General features: G+C 44.1%; 14 protein-coding genes. 4 read left to right on the top strand and 10 right to left on the bottom strand.

The genetic code is table 11. The features are described 5' to 3' along the window. Nucleotides 1-84: 84 nt before the first annotated feature. Entirely contained in the window at nucleotides 85-2,103 is a 2,019-nt protein-coding gene (locus tag OCV52_RS19100; RefSeq protein ID WP_137408659.1) for a DNA phosphorothioation-associated putative methyltransferase, read from the bottom strand. 26 nt (nucleotides 2,104-2,129) lie between these two features. Further along, nucleotides 2,130-2,657 carry a hypothetical protein gene (locus tag OCV52_RS19095; protein WP_137408660.1) on the bottom strand — a complete coding sequence of 176 codons (528 nt, stop codon included), beginning with the start codon at nucleotides 2,655-2,657 and terminating at the stop codon, nucleotides 2,130-2,132. Between the two features lie 187 nt (nucleotides 2,658-2,844). Here OCV52_RS19095 and OCV52_RS19090 point away from each other — a divergent pair, with 187 nt between their 5' ends. Beyond that, nucleotides 2,845-3,648 (top strand): YeeE/YedE thiosulfate transporter family protein, encoded by an 804-nt coding sequence (locus OCV52_RS19090; RefSeq protein WP_137408667.1) that lies wholly within the window; start codon nucleotides 2,845-2,847, stop codon nucleotides 3,646-3,648. Nucleotides 3,649-4,243: 595 nt separating this feature from the next. On the opposite strand, the gene OCV52_RS19085 is transcribed toward OCV52_RS19090, so the two are convergent. The 5 genes from OCV52_RS19085 to OCV52_RS19065 all read right to left on the bottom strand — a co-directional run bounded on the left by OCV52_RS19085 (nucleotide 4,244) and on the right by OCV52_RS19065 (nucleotide 10,011). Then, nucleotides 4,244-5,566 carry a CoA-disulfide reductase gene (locus tag OCV52_RS19085; protein WP_137408661.1) on the bottom strand — a complete coding sequence of 441 codons (1,323 nt, stop codon included), beginning with the start codon at nucleotides 5,564-5,566 and terminating at the stop codon, nucleotides 4,244-4,246. A gap of 77 nt (nucleotides 5,567-5,643) precedes the next feature. Next, entirely contained in the window at nucleotides 5,644-7,050 is a 1,407-nt protein-coding gene (locus OCV52_RS19080) for a cation:dicarboxylate symporter family transporter (protein ID WP_137408662.1), read from the bottom strand. 38 nt (nucleotides 7,051-7,088) lie between these two features. Beyond that, a complete protein-coding gene (locus tag OCV52_RS19075; RefSeq protein ID WP_137408663.1) occupies nucleotides 7,089-7,472 on the bottom strand; it encodes a RidA family protein in 384 nt (127 codons plus the stop codon). Nucleotides 7,473-7,496: 24 nt separating this feature from the next. Next, nucleotides 7,497-8,162 (bottom strand): helix-turn-helix transcriptional regulator, encoded by a 666-nt coding sequence (locus OCV52_RS19070; RefSeq protein ID WP_137408664.1) that lies wholly within the window; start codon nucleotides 8,160-8,162, stop codon nucleotides 7,497-7,499. A 514-nt stretch (nucleotides 8,163-8,676) separates the two neighbouring features. Beyond that, nucleotides 8,677-10,011: an MATE family efflux transporter gene (locus tag OCV52_RS19065; protein WP_137408665.1), complete on the bottom strand. Its 1,335-nt coding sequence runs from the start codon at nucleotides 10,009-10,011 to the stop codon at nucleotides 8,677-8,679. Between the two features lie 319 nt (nucleotides 10,012-10,330). Here OCV52_RS19065 and OCV52_RS19060 point away from each other — a divergent pair, with 319 nt between their 5' ends. Continuing rightward, nucleotides 10,331-10,510 carry a hypothetical protein gene (locus tag OCV52_RS19060; RefSeq protein ID WP_240700700.1) on the top strand — a complete coding sequence of 60 codons (180 nt, stop codon included), beginning with the start codon at nucleotides 10,331-10,333 and terminating at the stop codon, nucleotides 10,508-10,510. A gap of 26 nt (nucleotides 10,511-10,536) precedes the next feature. Continuing rightward, the gene (locus OCV52_RS19055; RefSeq protein WP_233090512.1) at nucleotides 10,537-11,445 is read left to right on the top strand and encodes a hypothetical protein; all 909 of its coding nucleotides are present in this window, start codon (nucleotides 10,537-10,539) and stop codon (nucleotides 11,443-11,445) included. 33 nt (nucleotides 11,446-11,478) lie between these two features. Here OCV52_RS19055 and OCV52_RS19050 read toward each other — a convergent pair whose 3' ends face one another. Both OCV52_RS19050 and ppsA read right to left on the bottom strand, forming a co-directional pair. Next, on the bottom strand, nucleotides 11,479-12,816 hold the full coding sequence (locus OCV52_RS19050) for an IS4 family transposase (RefSeq protein WP_137408666.1): 1,338 nt from the start codon (nucleotides 12,814-12,816) through the stop codon (nucleotides 11,479-11,481). 136 nt (nucleotides 12,817-12,952) lie between these two features. Further along, nucleotides 12,953-15,325: a phosphoenolpyruvate synthase gene (ppsA, locus tag OCV52_RS19045; protein WP_137409020.1), complete on the bottom strand. Its 2,373-nt coding sequence runs from the start codon at nucleotides 15,323-15,325 to the stop codon at nucleotides 12,953-12,955. 178 nt (nucleotides 15,326-15,503) lie between these two features. On the opposite strand from ppsA, the gene ppsR reads away from it, so the two are divergent. Then, nucleotides 15,504-16,337 carry a posphoenolpyruvate synthetase regulatory kinase/phosphorylase PpsR gene (gene ppsR, locus OCV52_RS19040; RefSeq protein ID WP_061031316.1) on the top strand — a complete coding sequence of 278 codons (834 nt, stop codon included), beginning with the start codon at nucleotides 15,504-15,506 and terminating at the stop codon, nucleotides 16,335-16,337. Between the two features lie 106 nt (nucleotides 16,338-16,443). On the opposite strand, the gene grxB is transcribed toward ppsR, so the two are convergent. Then, on the bottom strand, nucleotides 16,444-17,076 hold the full coding sequence (grxB, locus tag OCV52_RS19035; protein WP_137409019.1) for a glutaredoxin 2: 633 nt from the start codon (nucleotides 17,074-17,076) through the stop codon (nucleotides 16,444-16,446). Nucleotides 17,077-17,148: the final 72 nt, after the last annotated feature.

The raw sequence follows: 17,148 nt of genomic DNA, 5'->3' as shown, positions 1-17,148 counted from the left end.
TATGCCAAAATAGGCTGAATATTTTACAGGTATGTAGGCCAGATATCTATGGTAACCATAGGTTTTTATAGTACTAAAAAAGCGTTATTTTGAACTTAGCGTAAACCCTTTGATTTCTTTATGTTCCTTCCCTAAAAGCACCTCAAATTCTGCTCTTATCATCTGTGTTTCTTCGGTTGGTTCAAACTCCATGAGCTTTGCTAACCGCTTATCAAAGCTCTGTTGTTTCTTGTAGTTCTCGTGTTCGGTTTGCATGTAGAGGTGTTTATTCAGCAGTGGTGGCCTGCGATCTTCATTGACGTAATCGAAGAAGTCGATATCTTGCTCAGCCATCTTGATTTTTATGCGTTCTACTAAGAAAGGCACGGATTTTTCAAAATCGTCATAGGCGGTGAGGGTGAGTTTCCCGGATGTGATATGAATTTTAATTAGGTCTATTTCTTCATCCAGTTCGCCATACATTTGCAACCCTGCACCAACGTATACTCGCAGCAGTAGTGGTAAGTTGTCGATAAAGTCTCGATGTAGGATCAGTGAATGTCCTTCGTTGAGTAGGCTTGCTGGTAACTGGTTATGTGCTTCCTGGCACTGCTGCTGGATTAAGTCGGTGTCTGCAATCGCGAACAGTAATTCTGCAGCCAGGTTGATCGCGGTTTTGTAATCATCAAACAAGGCTTTGATGTCACGCTTAAGGGGTTCTGGTTGCTGCGTATAGGGTTTTCTTTTCTCAAACAGTCCCATAGTAAAATAGAGGAGAAGATCTTCTTTTCGGCTCTTTTCTGCTTGTTCAAACTCTTTGGTATCAAACATCTCTTGCAGTAAGTTAAAGGTTTTTCTGTGTGAGCCAACCAGCTCTCTTACTTTGTCTGATTGTTCAAATTCATCATTGGCAGGAATACGCCCTAGCTCTAAGCAGTTGTTCCAAAAGTCATTAAACAAGTCTTGATGCTGGGTAATAAGCAGTTTGGCTTTGTCTTTGGCTTCAATTGGCTCTGGCGAAGTCAGTTGCTGCCATTTATGGTGACGTTTGTATTTAGTCTGCAGGTACTGTTGCTCTTCCAATTTGTCTTTGAAGATATAGAAAATACCAGGCGCGACGGTAATGGCGTCTTCTTGTAGGCTTCTCTCTATGTACGCTTTGATCTCTGATTGCGCATAGTATTTTTGGAAGGTGTTACGAGAGGTGATGACCCCATCCTTATAAGGTTTGAACTGAGCAATGTAGTTTTCGTTGGCCAGCATGACAGAAACCACCAGAAGCTTGTCTGCCAGCTCCCATGCGCCTAGTAGGGCATCGAGTCTTTCATCTTGATCTTCTATTACGTTAAGAACAAACCCTATGTTTACGATATCAGAATTGGATTTGTCGTTGTCGGGTTGAAAGTTCGGATCCCAACCCAGAGCGTCAAGGCCATGTGCTTCGAGCTCTCTTAAATCGTCTCCGCGGCCGCAGCCATAATCGAAAATTGAGTGTTCGCCTTTTAAGTAACCATGTTTAACGAGAGTCTTCATTGGTGCGGAGAGTTCATGACGCACGATGGCGGTTCTGTGCCTATCAATCCCAGCCTCTTCTTGCGTTGTCACAGAGGAGCATCGGAATAGTCGACCATCGACAAGCTCGTAGCCATGGCGTGCTATTAGGTTTTCCCAAGAACGCTTAAAACCAATCAAACGGCTGTTTTCGTACAGGCCTGCATTCTCGCCTTCTTGTGTGAGTGAAACGAAGTGTTCGTAATATTCACTTGTTGGCAAAACCATGGTTTCTTTTCTATGTAAGATCGGCGGGTTTTCAGATTCGCGGTAGCCTGTAATTTTGTGGCTTAGCTTAGAGAGGTCGACATTGAGGCTTTGTTCTAATGCGGGATAGGAATCAGTATAAAAATCAGGGTAATGAAGAAGAGATAAACGGAACTCTTTTTTAAACAGCTTAACAAGGTTCCAGTCTTCTTCATTTAAGTTAACGGCTTTTGCTACGGCAGGAATGAACTGTGTTAATACTTTAGGCAATGCGCTGAATGTGTCTTTATGAAGATAAATGGCATCGGGAAGTTGCTTTCCAACTTTTATTTGAGAGGTAAGTTCAGCAAATAGCTCTTCGTTCATTCCTAATCCTTAGGTGTTTTTGAAGATTATAAATCATCGAACAATGCTTGTGTGGCGCTGCCTTTTGCACTTTTTGTGTTTACGCGAAGTCCGTCACTTCGGCGTTGTCGGATAAGTGCATATTTTGAATTATCAGCCCCAATGCTAATATGCAGAGGTTTATCTTTGCCATAAAAATAGAGGCGGTCGAACTCTAAATGCGTGCAGATAAATCGAGCGACCTCATCCATACGTTGCTTATACCCTTCAACATAAATATCACACGCAGCCCCATTGCGCTTACAGATACGGCTATCCCGGGAGTTGAGTTCCATAGAGGCATGTTGGTCAATATCGGGCGCCATATCTCCAGGGCTATTTTTCAATATCCACCTTAAAAGAGGATGACTTGTATAACCATAAGTCACGGTTACCTCTCCTAGTGAGCGTTCGATAGGCTTTAAAATTTGAACCGCTAAACATTGAAGCTCAGTGGCAGAAAGTTTATTAACCTTGTTGTCTCCTAAGTAATTAGGATGTCTAGACTTATGCCAATCAATAAGCTTGTGGTGCATATTCTGTCCTTAGGGCTCTAGGTTGCTACTATATTTAACGAACGACAGCAGTAAAATCAATGCAATTCGGAGGCTATGTATGTTGTTTATTCTCGCTTTACTCTGCATCTTCTTGTTGGGGTATCTTGCTCAAACTACGGGCCTTTGTATGGTTAGAGGTGTGAAAGAGGCGACAAACGGGTCACCGATGTTCATCGTCGCGATTGCGTTTAGTGGTTCACTGGCTTGGGTCTCTATGGCTCTTGGCTCTGTCGTAGAAGGGCGGCTTTTATCTACCGCTTTTTGGCCGAGCCTGTTTTCCCTGTTTGGTGGTTTTCTGTTTGGTATTGGAGCGGCAATTAATAGTGGTTGCGGGGTATCGACGGTGAGTCGTTTAGCTCGTGGCGAAGTGGTTATGTTGGCGACCATATTAGGGTGGTTCGTTGCTTGGTTGTTGTTTGCCCCAGTGTTGCCTACGGAGTTAAAAGGATCTCGATTGATTTTATCTGATTTTTCCCGATATGCATTCCTTGGGATCATTTCGTTCATTATTGTGGTGAGTTGCTACTTCATGAATGCGGTAAATCGCAAGTTATGGTTCTCAATGTTGGGGATTGGGTTGATGGCAGGCTTTGTATTCTTGTATGAACCGCACTGGACGCCAAGTGGTTTATTGAAATCTATGGGTACTTCACTCTGGCATGGAAGAGCTGAAGATTGGCCGCGCAGCGAGCGCTTTATATTAATGGCCATGTTGCTAGTGGGAATGGTCAGTGCCGCGTTGTTTACTGGATCTTTTTCTTTGAGGTTGAGCTCTATACGTCGATTGGGTAAACACTTGGTTGCTGGTGTGCTTATGGGGTTTGGCGCTGTGATGGCTGGTGGAGGGAACGATACTCAGCTGTTAGTGGCGATGCCAGTACTTTCTCTGGCGGGCGTTTTTTCTGTGTTGAGTATCATTGTGGGTATTTATCTTGGGACTCTTGTCTTGCAGAGTCGGGATACAAAATGAAACTACTCCCAGTTTATCGATCTTTGATAGTTAACGTCGTATACAGTTATTATTGAAGTAGTAAGAAGACATTAAGCTGTAACCAAAATTTATTTATGCTTAATAATCGGCGCAGTGCGCCGATTGGATATGTAATTTCAGTAAGTGTCTGTTTGACCAAGTTTCAACTCTATGTGATTTAGTGTAAACGTGGCCTGCGAAGGGTAGTGATTTTCAGTCTAAAGTGAACGAATATAGGATATTTTAGAAGCGTTTCTTGACGGACTTACGAATAACAAACTATAGTCAATTTAGTAAGTCAATCATTAGCAAGTTTAGTCTGCGTTATGATTAAGTTATTGATATCAGGTTATTTAACGAATGAATATCGGAGTTTCTAGGGTTCAAATCCCTATCCCTCCACCACCATTAGAAAGCCCGCTGAGAAATCAGCGGGCTTTTTTACGTTTTGAATTTGGTAAAAGAAAGCTCAATTACATTAGATAAATAGCTATTTTATCTAGCTGTAAGCTTCGTAGAGTTGAGGCTATAAAAAAGCAGAGCGCTCAGGCTCTGCTTTGATGTTTTAGTTGTATGTCTTTGCGACTAGTAAGGCCTATTTGGCGACGTTACCAGCCACGTTCAGCGCATCCCATGTGCGGGTGAATGGTGGTGCGTAACAGAAATCCATATAGCCTAGTTGTTGAGTTGTCATCTTCGCGGTGATTGCAACGGCTAGCGCGTTAATACGGCCAACCGCTCCTTTCTTACCTACTATCTCACCACCTAAAAGAACCTTGGTCTCTGGGTGATAAACCAACTTCACCTTAATGTCTTCTTGGCCAGGGTAGTAATCGGTTTGGTTCTTATCTGAAATCGTTGATACTTTCACATCCAATCTATGTTCTGTTGCCAGAGGTTCATTCACGCCAGTACATGCCAGTTCGTAGTCGAGCACTTTCAAACAAGATGAACCTAAGAAGCCTGACATGTAAGTATCTTTGCCTGCTAACTTGTCCGCCATCATACGCGCTTGTTTGTTGGCAGTGGTTGCTAGAGGAACATAAACGGGTTTGCCTAGCGCCATATGATGGACAACGGCACAGTCACCGACTGCATGGATATAAGCGTCTTCAGTAGCGCCATATTCATTTACCAATAACGCGCCATTTGCTGCTTTTGCTAGTTCGAATGCTTCAGTATTTGGTTTGAAACCGAGTGACAGGATAACGATATCAGCTTCGACATTGCCGTTATCGGTTTCAACGATGTAACCACCTTGATCAGCATCACGAATAGCTGACACGCTGCAACCTGTTTTAAGATCTGCACCTGATTCCCGAATAGCACCTTCGACGATTTCAATGATTTCTGGACTGAACTGACGGCTCATGATGTGCTGTTCACGTTCGATGATCGTCACGTGCTTATCTAAGCCATGTGCCGCATCAAAGACTTCCAGCCCGATAAAGCCTGCGCCAATGACGCACACGCGTTGTTTACGATCATCTTTAAGCGCTTCTTTTACTGCTAAACCATCTTCCATGCTTGTTAGTGTGTATACGTGTTCCGGATTGAATTCACCGAATGAGGGAACGATCGGACGTGCGCCTGTCGCAATGACCAACATATCGTAATTTATGGTGCTCTCTACGTTTTGGTGACGCACTGTAATATGTTTTTCAGTACGGTCGAACGACACCATTTCTGTCTCTACGCGTACATCTAAACCAGATTTGATTGCTTGTTCTGGCGTACGAGAGATCATTCGCTCGGTATCATCAAACATGCCGCCTGCAAAGTAAGGTAAGCCACAGGCTCCAAAAGAGATGTAACTGCGCTTATCTAATACGATGACTTCGTCTGATGGCTGATTACGTTTGTACTTTGCTGCGAAACTCATACCTGCGGCGCTACCGCCTATAACAACAACTTTCATATTTATTACCTAAATAACCTGAACTCAGGAAAAACAGAAGAGCACTCACGCGGAGTGCCCTTAATTAAGTTTGAGAATTATACTGCTGCTTCTTTTGCTATTGTCGCTGTAACGTCAGCGTCGTATTGTTCTGTGTTTAGCGAGCCGTTTTTCTTAGCTGTTAGAACACCAGACAACATAGAGCCTGAGATGTTTAGCGCTGTACGAGCCATATCAATCAGTGCTTCGATAGACACCAGAATCGCTACTACTGTGATGTCTAGGCCCATGATGGTCAGTACTGCTACTGCTGCGAACGTTGCACCGCCACCAACACCAGCGATACCGAATGAAGCAATCGCGATAACAGCAATCAGTTGTAGGATGAAGCCTAGGTCAACTGGCATGCCCATCACTTGTGCCGCCATGATAGCTAGCATTGCAGGGTAGATACCCGCACAACCGTTCTGACCGATACTGGTACCAAATGTCGCTGACATGTTTGCTGTTTCTTCGTCTACCCCTAGGCGTTGAGTTTGTGTTTCAACGTTTAGCGGGATAGCAGCCATGCTTGAGCGAGAACCGAAACCGAACACTAGTACCGGCCAGATTTTCTTCATGAACTTAGCCGGAGACAAGCCGAACATCGATACCATCACGAAGTGGATACCGAACATCACGCCGATTGCCACGTAGCTCGCTAGCAAGAAGCGACCCATTTCAGCGAGTGCGAATAGATCATTCGTCATCATGAACGTGGTCATCAGAGCAAATACACCGTAAGGCGTTAGCTTCAGGATTTCACGAACCATTGAAAGCACCACTTCTTTTGCAGAGTTGATGAAATCAACGAAGTTTTGCACTTTCTCAGGTTTACGGTTTTTCACTTGTAGGATGCAGTAACCAAGGAACATACCGAACAATACTGTAGATAGTGTCGAGGTACGTTCTGAGCCTGTTAGCATGTCAAAGATGTTGGTTGGGATGATAGACAGCGCCATTCCAGACAGACCGCTATTCGCCATTGCATCTTGTGTTGCTACCAATGAATCGCCGCGTGCTTCAATTGCACTGTTGGTGCCGATTGTGCTGACTAGCGCGTTTGCATCGATGCCAAATAGGTAAATACTCGCGATACCAACGGCTGCTGAGATTGCACAAGTGAAAAGTAGAATACCGATGATTTTTGGTGCGATACGAGATAGCGCGCCGCCGCCTTCAACGTTCATGATCGAAGAGATCATCGCCACGAATACTAGCGGGATAACGATTATTTGTAGAAGTTTGATGTAACCTTTACCGAACACTGAAATCAGCTCAGCGAAGCCAGCTGTTGCAGCGTTGCCAACACCGAAAACCAGTTGAATTGCACCACCAAATAACAAGCCGGCAGCAAGCGCACTGAGTACGCGGAAGTTAAAACTTTTCTTTTGCTTTTTGAAGTTCGACAACAGTGCGTAGAACCCAAAGAATAGTATGCTTAATCCAATAAATGAAACGCTCATGAGAATCATCCTATGATACCCATTAATACCTAAGTCGGTTATTTTTTGTATGCGATGGCTTCAACTTCAACCAGTGCGTCTTTTGGTAGTCTTGCTGCTTCTACACAAGAACGAGCAGGTGCGTTCTCTGTGCCAAATACTTCGGTGTACACTTCGTTAAACGCAACGAAGTTCTCCATGTCTGAAAGGAAGCAGGTTGTCTTCAATACAGTGTCTAGCCCAGCTCCGCTTGCTTCTAAAACAGCCTTCAAATTTTCAAGAGACTGGCGAGCTTGCTCTTTAATACCGCCCTCAACAAACTGCACGGTTTCTGGAACAAGAGGTAGTTGACCTGAGGTATAAACCATTTCGCCGTAAGACGTACCTTGTGAGTACGGCCCGATAGCTGCTGGTGCTTGTTCAGTGGCAATGATCTGTTTCACGATGTAACTCCTAAATTATTGGTTTTATTCTGATTTAAATTCACGGATAAACTTGTAAACCGCCTGACGGCTGATCCCAAGCTGTTCTGATACTTGTGTCGTCGTCTCTTTTAGCTCAAATACGCCGTTATCAAACAAACAACGAATGATGGCTTTGTTGCGACTTTTGCAGGAAATCGTTTCGTCTTGTTCCACTTCTTTTATTGCAGCAGTCAGTGCTTGTTGAATCACATCGTTTGCACTTTTGCTGAAAGTCTCACTGACTCGTGTTTGAGACACGTTGCACGTTGGCATTAACGTTTTAACGATTTCAGGGAATGGGAAGGATAAGTTCATGTTGATACACAGCATGCCAATCGGCTTTTGCTGTGGACCAGCTAGCACACAGGTGGTTGATTTTAGCAGGGAACCATCTGCTGCATTAGTGAAGTAGCTCTTTGGAGAAACTTCGCCAGTTTTCTCGAAGGTGCTCCACATACGTAAACCGAGATCTGTGATTGGAGAGCCAATTTCACGACCTGTGTGATGACCATTGACGATTTTCACGACCGAGTTTTCTAAGCTTTCAAATGAATGAATGACTACTTCACAGTAGGGGCCAATCAAATCAGCGAGTGTGTCTGCTAAGCGAAAGTAGTTGCTTAAACATTCTCTATCTTCATCGGTGAATCTAACTTGTTTTACATTCATAGTTTCGGTTTACATTTTTGAACTCGATGACTGAAATCTACTCCTTTGGTGGTATTTGAACAAGATGCAGTAAACTTCTGTAAACCGATAAAAACCGTCTAAAACACCAACAAATAAAGGAAATTTAACCTAAATTAGGAGTGAAATTTGAACAGGATCACCAAACCATCTTCAATATGGTTTAATTTCTTAAACTTCATCAAAGTTTAAATATTTAAAACCAAAGATTGCATTTTTGAACACTTTAATGATCTAGGACAAGTTCTAAAGGGGGCATAAAAATCGGTTCGATGGATGTTTCTTATATGCGGAAATCTAGCCAGTAATTCTGAGACTGAAATGATGACCGGTCGGCATTCTTTTTCGGTGGGAATGAAGGCTTAATCGATGAGACTGCATTAAAAAAGGATAGTCAGCGGAAGGATAGTAAATCAGAACTTGGATAACGAAAAAGCAGCCTAAGTGGCTGCTTTTTTTGTATTTAACAAATATCAGCTAAAAGCTTGCTCACGGGTTAGCTGGCAAGTTTAGCGTCAACTTGGCCTAAAGCACGTTGGTACATGAACCATGCGCAGGTTCCAGCAAACACATTACCGACCATGGCACCCCAGAATAGGCCTTCAATTCCAGCTAGGTGAGAGCCAATCCATAAACAAGGCAAGAAGAAAGCGAACAGACGCAGTGCTGAAATCGTTAATGCGGTGTAAGACTTACCTAGGGCGTTCGAAACCGACACCATCAGCATGCAGATTCCCAGAGGACCAAGGCTGATTGGGACAATCAAGAGGTGATAATTTAGGATTGTGGTCACTTCACTGTCGCTCGTCATCAATCCTGCTAATCCACTTGAGAATACCCACGTAACGAGCGCAATTACGACTTGAAAGCCAAGTACAAAGGTTGCGGCAATCTTGATTAAACTGCGAATATCAGTCAGGTTCTTTTCTCCCAACATGCGACCAACCATTGGTGGCATCGACATGGTTAAGGCAAGCACCGCTACAATCGAGAAAAATTCAAAACGAGAACCCAGCGCCCAAGCCGCAACGGCAGCCGTACCGTAGCCTGCCAGCAGTTTAGTCGCCAACATAGAGGATACAGGTGGCAGCAATTGGCTCACCATCGCAGGACCCATTATGTTGCCAATCGAGCGAACACTCTTGCCGATATCAAGATCGTGCCAGTCGAACGTCATCCAATGTTTCTTGGTTACTTTGGGCGCCACGATAAAGATGCCCGCACCGAACGCTAAAATTGTCGCAATCGCTGCACCGTTGATGCCCATGTCGAGCGTAAAGATGAAGATTGGGTCCAATATTAAGTTAATGATGCTGGTCGCGATCATCATCGAGCCGGGCAGCATAGTATTACCGTTGGCACGACACACACTGTAGTAAAAGTAGAGTAACGCACCTGTCCAAGAGCTGATTAGCCAATAGATCCAGTAAGAGTCAATGATCGGCAATACGCTTGCTGGCGCATCGAGTAGTTCTAAAATTGGGCCACGAAGCAGATAAATGATGACTGAAAAAAGTGCGACACTCACACTTCCCATTGCGATCACAAGCCCACCTAGCTGCTTAGCGTAGCGCATTTCGTTAGCACCAATGGCACGTGCAATGACTGCTGTGGTCGCGATGCCCAACCCGACTTGAATTCCGATGATGATCATCTGAATAGGTAGCGTGAAACCTTGAACAGCAAGCGGCAGAACGCCGAGCTGGCCAATGAAGGCACTGTCTACAAGTTGGAAGCTCATTAGAGAAAGCACCCCAAACAGCATTGGCCACGTCATGGTATAGAGTTGTCGGCCAAGCGAAGGCGAGGGAGTTACGGTAGTAGAATTCATATTACTCTTTTTGGTCTTAAAGATAGACTCACAGCGGTAGCGCAGAGCTGTGAAGAATTGTGTAAAGGATAACGTAAGGTCAGCACGATACCAATCATTGTTGCCGGATCTCGTTATATTCCTTAACCCTGAGGTTGATAGGATTGGCGCATTTTGTTCTGTGACTTTATGGAACAACCTCTCAAACCTTATTTATTTTATAGGGTTACCCTTTCTGGCTAATGTAATTATCAAATCCATAAACTAATATCGTTAAAGGAAAAAGGAGTGCGAACCCGACAGTACAAAATGAACTGCATATTGGAGAGGGAACTAAGATATGCCGACCACAGAAGAAATTCAGATTAGCCAAGAGCAAGTTAGGAAGAATAAGGCTAAGATGCTCGCCAAGATAAATCAGCAAGGCATTATGTCTCAGGGCTTTCGATTGGTTAACGTCAAAGACTACCAACAGAAGCTAAAAGCATTGAAGCACAAGGTGGAAACTTCGATTACCTGAATGAAGCGAATAAAAAGCAAGACCAGGTGATTCTCGACATCATGACGCAGAAAGAGAAGATCCATAACTATCTGGATGAAACATCAAGCCAGAAGCTAGTAAATGGGAACCTCGATTTTGGCTCTCGAAATCAAGTTGCCAACGCAACGCTCAAGAAGAAACAACTCTTCATGATGTTTATGGAAACCGTTGAAGCGCAAGAGGCCCTCAGAGAGTTCTCAGTGAAAGTGGCTTCAGTATGTAATGGCACGCTCAAGCAACCTCCCGGCGCTTATTTAGGTGTAAAAGACTTCCACGGTGCGCTAGATAAGATCACTAATCGTAAACGTCATTACGACATCGGTGATCTTAAAGATGCGGCACGCATGACGATCGTGTTTGAGAATATGGACGATATGATCGTAGCAAAGGCGATGATCATTCTTACCAAAGAATTTGTTGAACTGAAGCACCACCAATCAGCAATGAAAGATCGCTACGGTACGAGCCAAGGTGACAACGCTAAGTTCAACTGCGGTGCAACCGATGCTGGCTACAAAGATATTAAGTTCTTTTTAAAGATGGCGAATGGACATATTGGTGAGCTACAGCTTAATACTCGGAACATGATGGTAGCGAAGAAAAATGGTCATATTATTTACGATATTCTTCGTGATGGCGGTAATCTAGATAAGGCATTTACTATTACTAATAGCGAAGTGCTCGCTAAGATAAACCGTAATATGAGTGAAAAATGGTTTAACTTCATGAAGACGCGAGTACCGAAAGCGAGAGATGATTTGATAGCCGTGCAGGAGCTTGTCGATCGCTTGAGGGCGAACCTTGGAAGAGGTCAAAACTCACTCCAAGTGAGCATGGAAGAGATAACCATATTGTCTCGTGTCAGCCTGTATATCTATGAAGAAGGTGACAATGCCAGAGCCTTATTGGAATAGTTAAAAAAGCCAGTCGTAATGACTTAACACCTATCATTTAAGATGTTTAGAACGCACAATGTAGCGAGTTTTGCTAAAACGAACGGTCCTATCTTTGGGCCGTTTTTGTTTTTCGGGCAAGATATAACGTTTCACTCGTTCTCTCATAGCACGCAACTTTTGGGGAATCGAACCTGGTGAGGCGATAGCACACCACATTAGTTCATCTTGAATATCGCGAAGAGCCATCGTGAAGCTTATCCTAAGTGGCGAGACTTCTGCCTCTTTTGCTATCCGGCTAATCTCCAGACGAACCAAGTTATACGCGATAAGGATACCCCATATTTCTTGCTCTACGCCCTCTACAGATTGACTTCGGAGCAGGATTTCATCTTCAAGCATGTCATGCTTAATCTCGCCATAGCTATTCTCGATCTCCCACCTTTCGAAGTACACATCTAATAATGATTTTAAACTGTATTTTCTATCTGTTAGAGATGTCAGCAACCCTTGTATATGATTTGGTTGTCGTTCACCATCATCGGGATATAGAGCCAGCCTAGCTTGCCACGTTTCCGGAAGACTCGGGTCCTGTTTTCTAGCCTGGGGGGAGACTTTCATTTCTACAATAAGATCATGTCCATCATCATCGAGTTGCTCGATGATTTCATATTTCACATTCGACTTTATTGGGGTCATCCAGTGGCTTGTCCCATGCTCTTGTTGCCAGTTAAGCATAAGTTCTGCGCTCAAATAGCAACGGTCAAAAATGGTCAATGAATTCGGAACTGATGATGAAATTAAATCTTTTGCATAACTGATTTCACCTTTAGAGCTTTCCCCAAAAGCCACATCATGAATAAGGCGGCTGCGTAGTGATGTGAGTGCGCACATTCGAACTATTGGGTACTCAGTATGCCTATCTTTACGGTAGTAAACATATTGATAATGCTCGACTAAGCTTGGATTATCATGAGTTCTAAACTGTGTGCCATCAATTGAAAATAGACTCAAACCATTCCATGTATCAGCGGCATCCTCCAACTGTGTCCAGTGTTTTGCAGTGATTGAGAATAATGACTGTAAAGGTTTAGCGGTGAGGCGCTTTCTCGCCTGGGGAATTGCACTAGGTGCAATAGACTCACCCAATGAATTAGACAATTTGAGGTCGAGTTTATCGAGTACATCGGTGATCGGTCTATCTCGATATAGACCAATACCAACGACTAGCCATACAACGAGTTCAGCGGGTAGCTTTCTACGGCGCATACTCGCTTTATTCGTTTCAGATAAAGCTTGGTTTATCCAATCTAGCGGCAGGTCTTTTTGGAACAAAGAAAGAGATTCTGGATTAGCAAAATCGTCAACATCAATTAACCAGTGTGACAACATAAAAAATACCCTTAAACAAAAGTGCTTAAGGGTATTGTCAACCATCTATGGGATCGTTCAACTGATCGAAAAAATGCTTAAATGATCAGTGTTAAGTCGTAATGACTGGCTTTATTCATATTTCGATTAGTGAAGATTACTTGCTAGCAACGTTGCCTAGCTTCAACCACGTATCGATAACCGTATCTGGGTTTAGGGATACAGAGCTGATGCCTTGTTCCATTAACCACTCTGCTAGGTCATCATGGTCAGATGGACCTTGACCACAAATACCTACGTACTTGCCGGCTTTGGTCGCAGCATCGATAGCCATTTTCAGCATTGCTTTCACAGCTGGGTTACGCTCATCGAATAGGTGTGCAACATCACCCGAGTCACGGTCTAGACCAAGCGTTAGCTGAGTCATATCGTTTGAACCGATAGAGAATCCATCGAAGTACTTCAAGAACTCTTCAGCCAAAATCGCATTTGATGGCAGCTCACACATCATGATGACTTTCAGACCTTGGTCGCCACGGCGAAGGTCGAATTTAGCCAGAATGTCGATAACCGAAGCTGCTTCACTTGGTGTGCGAACGAATGGAATCATGATTTCAACGTTCTTAAGACCCATTTCGTTGCGAACACGTTTGATCGCTTGAGTTTCTAGCTCGAAACAGTCTTCGAATACAGGCGAGATGTAACGAGATGCACCACGGAAGCCCAGCATTGGGTTCTCTTCATGTGGTTCGAACTCTTTACCGCCAACTAGGTTGCTGTATTCGTTCGACTTGAAGTCAGACATACGTACGATCACACGCTTAGGCCAGAATGCAGAAGCGATGGTCGCGATGCCCTCTGTTAGTTTGCTTACGTAGAAATCGATAGGATCTTTGTAACCACGAATACGCTGTGTGATTTCAGCTTTAAGCTCGTCAGACTGAGCGTCAAAGTTAAGCAGCGCTTTCGGGTGAATACCAATCATTTTATTGATGATGAACTCGAGACGAGCAAGGCCCACACCTTCGTTTGGAATCTGCGCGAAATCGAAAGCACGATCTGGGTTACCCACATTCATCATCACTTTAGTTGGTAGCAATGGTAGCTCATCAACTTCAGAACGTTTGATTTCGAACTCTAATTCACCTTGGTAGACATAACCGGTTTCACCTTCAGAACACGACACTGTTACAGTCGCGCCATCTTCAAGGTTGCTTGTTGCGCTGCCACAGCCAACGATTGCAGGGATGCCTAACTCACGAGCGATGATTGCTGCGTGACAAGTACGACCGCCACGGTTGGTAACAATCGCAGAGGCCTTCTTCATAACAGGTTCCCAATCTGGGTCTGTCATATCTGTTACTAACACGTCGCCTTCTTGAACCAGTGACATTTGGTCTAGAGAGTCAACTAAACGCACTGGACCAGAGCCGATGCGTTGACCGATAGCACGGCCTTCAACGAGTACATCTGCCTTGTTATTTAGCTCGTAACGCTCGATAACGTTTTGGTCGCTTTGAGAACATACCGTCTCTGGACGAGCTTGAACAATGTAAAGCTTGCCATCGATGCCATCTTTCGCCCATTCAATGTCCATCGGACGTTGGTAGTGCTTCTCGATGATCATCGCTTGTTTTGCTAGTTCTTTGATCTCTTCATCGTTCAGTGAGAACTGATTACGCTCTTGCTCATCCGTATCAATGATGTCGACTTGCTTACCGATCTCTTGGTTGGTTGAGTAGATCATCTTGATCAACTTAGAACCAAAGGTTTTCTTCACGATAGGCTGGTGGCCTGCTTCTAACATTGGCTTGTGCACGTAGAACTCATCTGGGTTCACAGCACCTTGAACAACCATTTCACCTAGGCCCCAAGAAGAGGTGATGAATACGACTTGGTCGAAGCCTGACTCTGTATCAAGGGTGAACATTACGCCTGAAGAGGCTTTGTCTGAACGAACCATACGTTGGATACCTGCAGACAATGAAATACCGCGGTGGTCAAAGCCCTGGTGTACACGGTAAGAGATAGCACGGTCGTTAAACAGTGACGCATAAACGTGCTTAGTCGCCTCTAGTACCGCATCGATACCTTTCACGTTAAGGAAGGTCTCTTGTTGGCCTGCGAAAGAAGCATCTGGAAGGTCTTCCGCCGTTGCAGATGAACGTACAGCTACAGACAATTCTTCGTTGTCTTCGATTAGCTCACGGTAGTTATCACGGATGTCTTGCTCTAGTGATTCTGGGAAAGGGGCATCTAGAACCCATTGTCGAATCGTTGCACCTGTCTTACGCAGAGCTTCAACGTCTTCAACATCAAGTTCGTCAAGTAATTGGTGAATGCGCTCATCAAGACCTTTGTAGTCAAGAAAGTCGTTAAACGCGTGAGAGGTGGTTGCAAAACCATTTGGTACAGAAACACCAGCATTGGATAGGTTAGAAACCATCTCGCCCAGTGAGGCGTTCTTACCGCCGACTTTGTCGACATCTTCCATGGATAGGCCATTGAACCATAGGGTATTATTTTGCATTTATTTCTCCAGAAACATAGCAAGCATTGTAGGGATTTAAAGGCAAACGATTACGTGTCAGTTTAAAAAAATGTAAATTATTTTTAAAAGCTGTGGGGGACGTAATAGTCAGCAGGGTTTTGTTATATATATTATGGTTACCATCCTACTCAAAATAATTTTAAACATTAAATAAAAAATGCAAATTGATATTCAAAGTCGTGATGTATTCTATGTTTCTGATGGAACGGCCATAACATGTGAGACTTTAGGGCATGTTGTTCTAGGTCAATTTCCCTTCAAAGCCAATGAGAAAACCTTTCCGTTTGTTGAAAGTGAGGACAAACTTTCTGATTTATTGAAAGAGATCGACACTTCGTATCGTGAGAGTGGTCAGCAACCTTTAGTGTTCTTTTCGATTGTGATTCCTGAAATCAAAGCGAAGTTGCTTGAAGCGCCTGCTCATTGCTATGACGTGTTGGAAAGCATTGTCCAGAAGGTACAAGATGACATCCATATGGCGCCGACACCTAAGCTTCAACGCTCACGCAGTGTAAACAAGGACTCGGTGAAGTATTTCGACCGTATTGCCGCAATTGAATACACGCTTGCGCACGATGATGGCATTACGCTTAAAGGACTAGAAGAAGCCGACATCATCTTACTGGGTGTGTCTCGAAGTGGTAAAACCCCAACCAGCTTGTACATGGCGATGCAGTTTGGCCTACGCGTAGCGAACTATCCATTCATTCATGATGACTTGGCGCGATTAAAGCTGCTGCCAGAGTTTGAGATATACCGACATAAGCTGTTTGGTTTAACCATTGATGCAGAAAGATTGACTGAAATCCGTGAGAATCGTTTAGCGGGCAGTGAATACGCGAGTGACTCACAGTGTTTGTATGAGCTGCAAACTGTGGAGGCGATGTTCCGTAGAGAAGCTGTGCCTTACATCAACACGTCTTCATTATCGGTTGAAGAGATTTCTACCCGTATCCTAGAGCGAACCGGCTTGAGAAGGCGCCTGTTGTAATAACAAGAGCTTGATGTCATCGAAATAGTGAAAGATAAAAAAATCGAAGCTAGCAGGGGAGATACCTGATGGCTTCGATTTTTTGTTTGTGCTTGTTGTAATCGTTCTAGCGAAGAAGAGACAGTTTTAGCGTTTCACTCTGCTTTTCTAACCAACGTTCTAGAGCTGGTGGCCATGTGATGCTTGGCTCAACGCAGAAGCCACGCAGCATAGAGAAGTACACTGCTTGGTCGATAAGAGGCAGCGAAGACTCACCATTCTCTAAGTTCAGTAGCAGCTCTGCATCTTTCAGAAGCGGGTTAATCTGTTCAACAAACTGCGGTGTTTGTTCAATCAGCTTGTCGAAGTTGAGTTCTTCGGTTTCTTTGGCTGCGCGCCATGCTTCTTTGCTTGCTGGTGATTGGTACTCAGTAAGGTCCAGCTTCCACCAACGTGGTAGACCAATGCGCTGGCTTAGCGGGAATGCGCGAGTTTGGAACAAGGTCACTTGCTCTGATGGCTCACGCTGCTCGTCGCTTGATTTTAGGTCCATGAAGTACGCAATGATATCTAGGCTCTCAGCCATGATAGAACCATCGTCTTTTTGTAATACAGGTACCATCTTTTTACCGATTAAATCGATAAGGGTTTGGGCATCATCATAATCCACAGAAACAAGTTCGATGTTTAAGCCTAGAGATTGAGCAATGTAGGCGACTCGTGCACAGAAAGGGCAGTGGTCGTAAATATAAAGCTTCATAGCTTCCCTCAGTTCATGGTCATTGTAAGTATAAGATGATGCTAATGTACCAGAAACTTCTGTAAACACTAA

It is taken from the genome of Vibrio chagasii (assembly GCF_024347355.1).
Classification (GTDB): domain Bacteria; phylum Pseudomonadota; class Gammaproteobacteria; order Enterobacterales; family Vibrionaceae; genus Vibrio; species Vibrio chagasii.
This window is presented reverse-complemented; position numbering and strand designations above follow the sequence as displayed.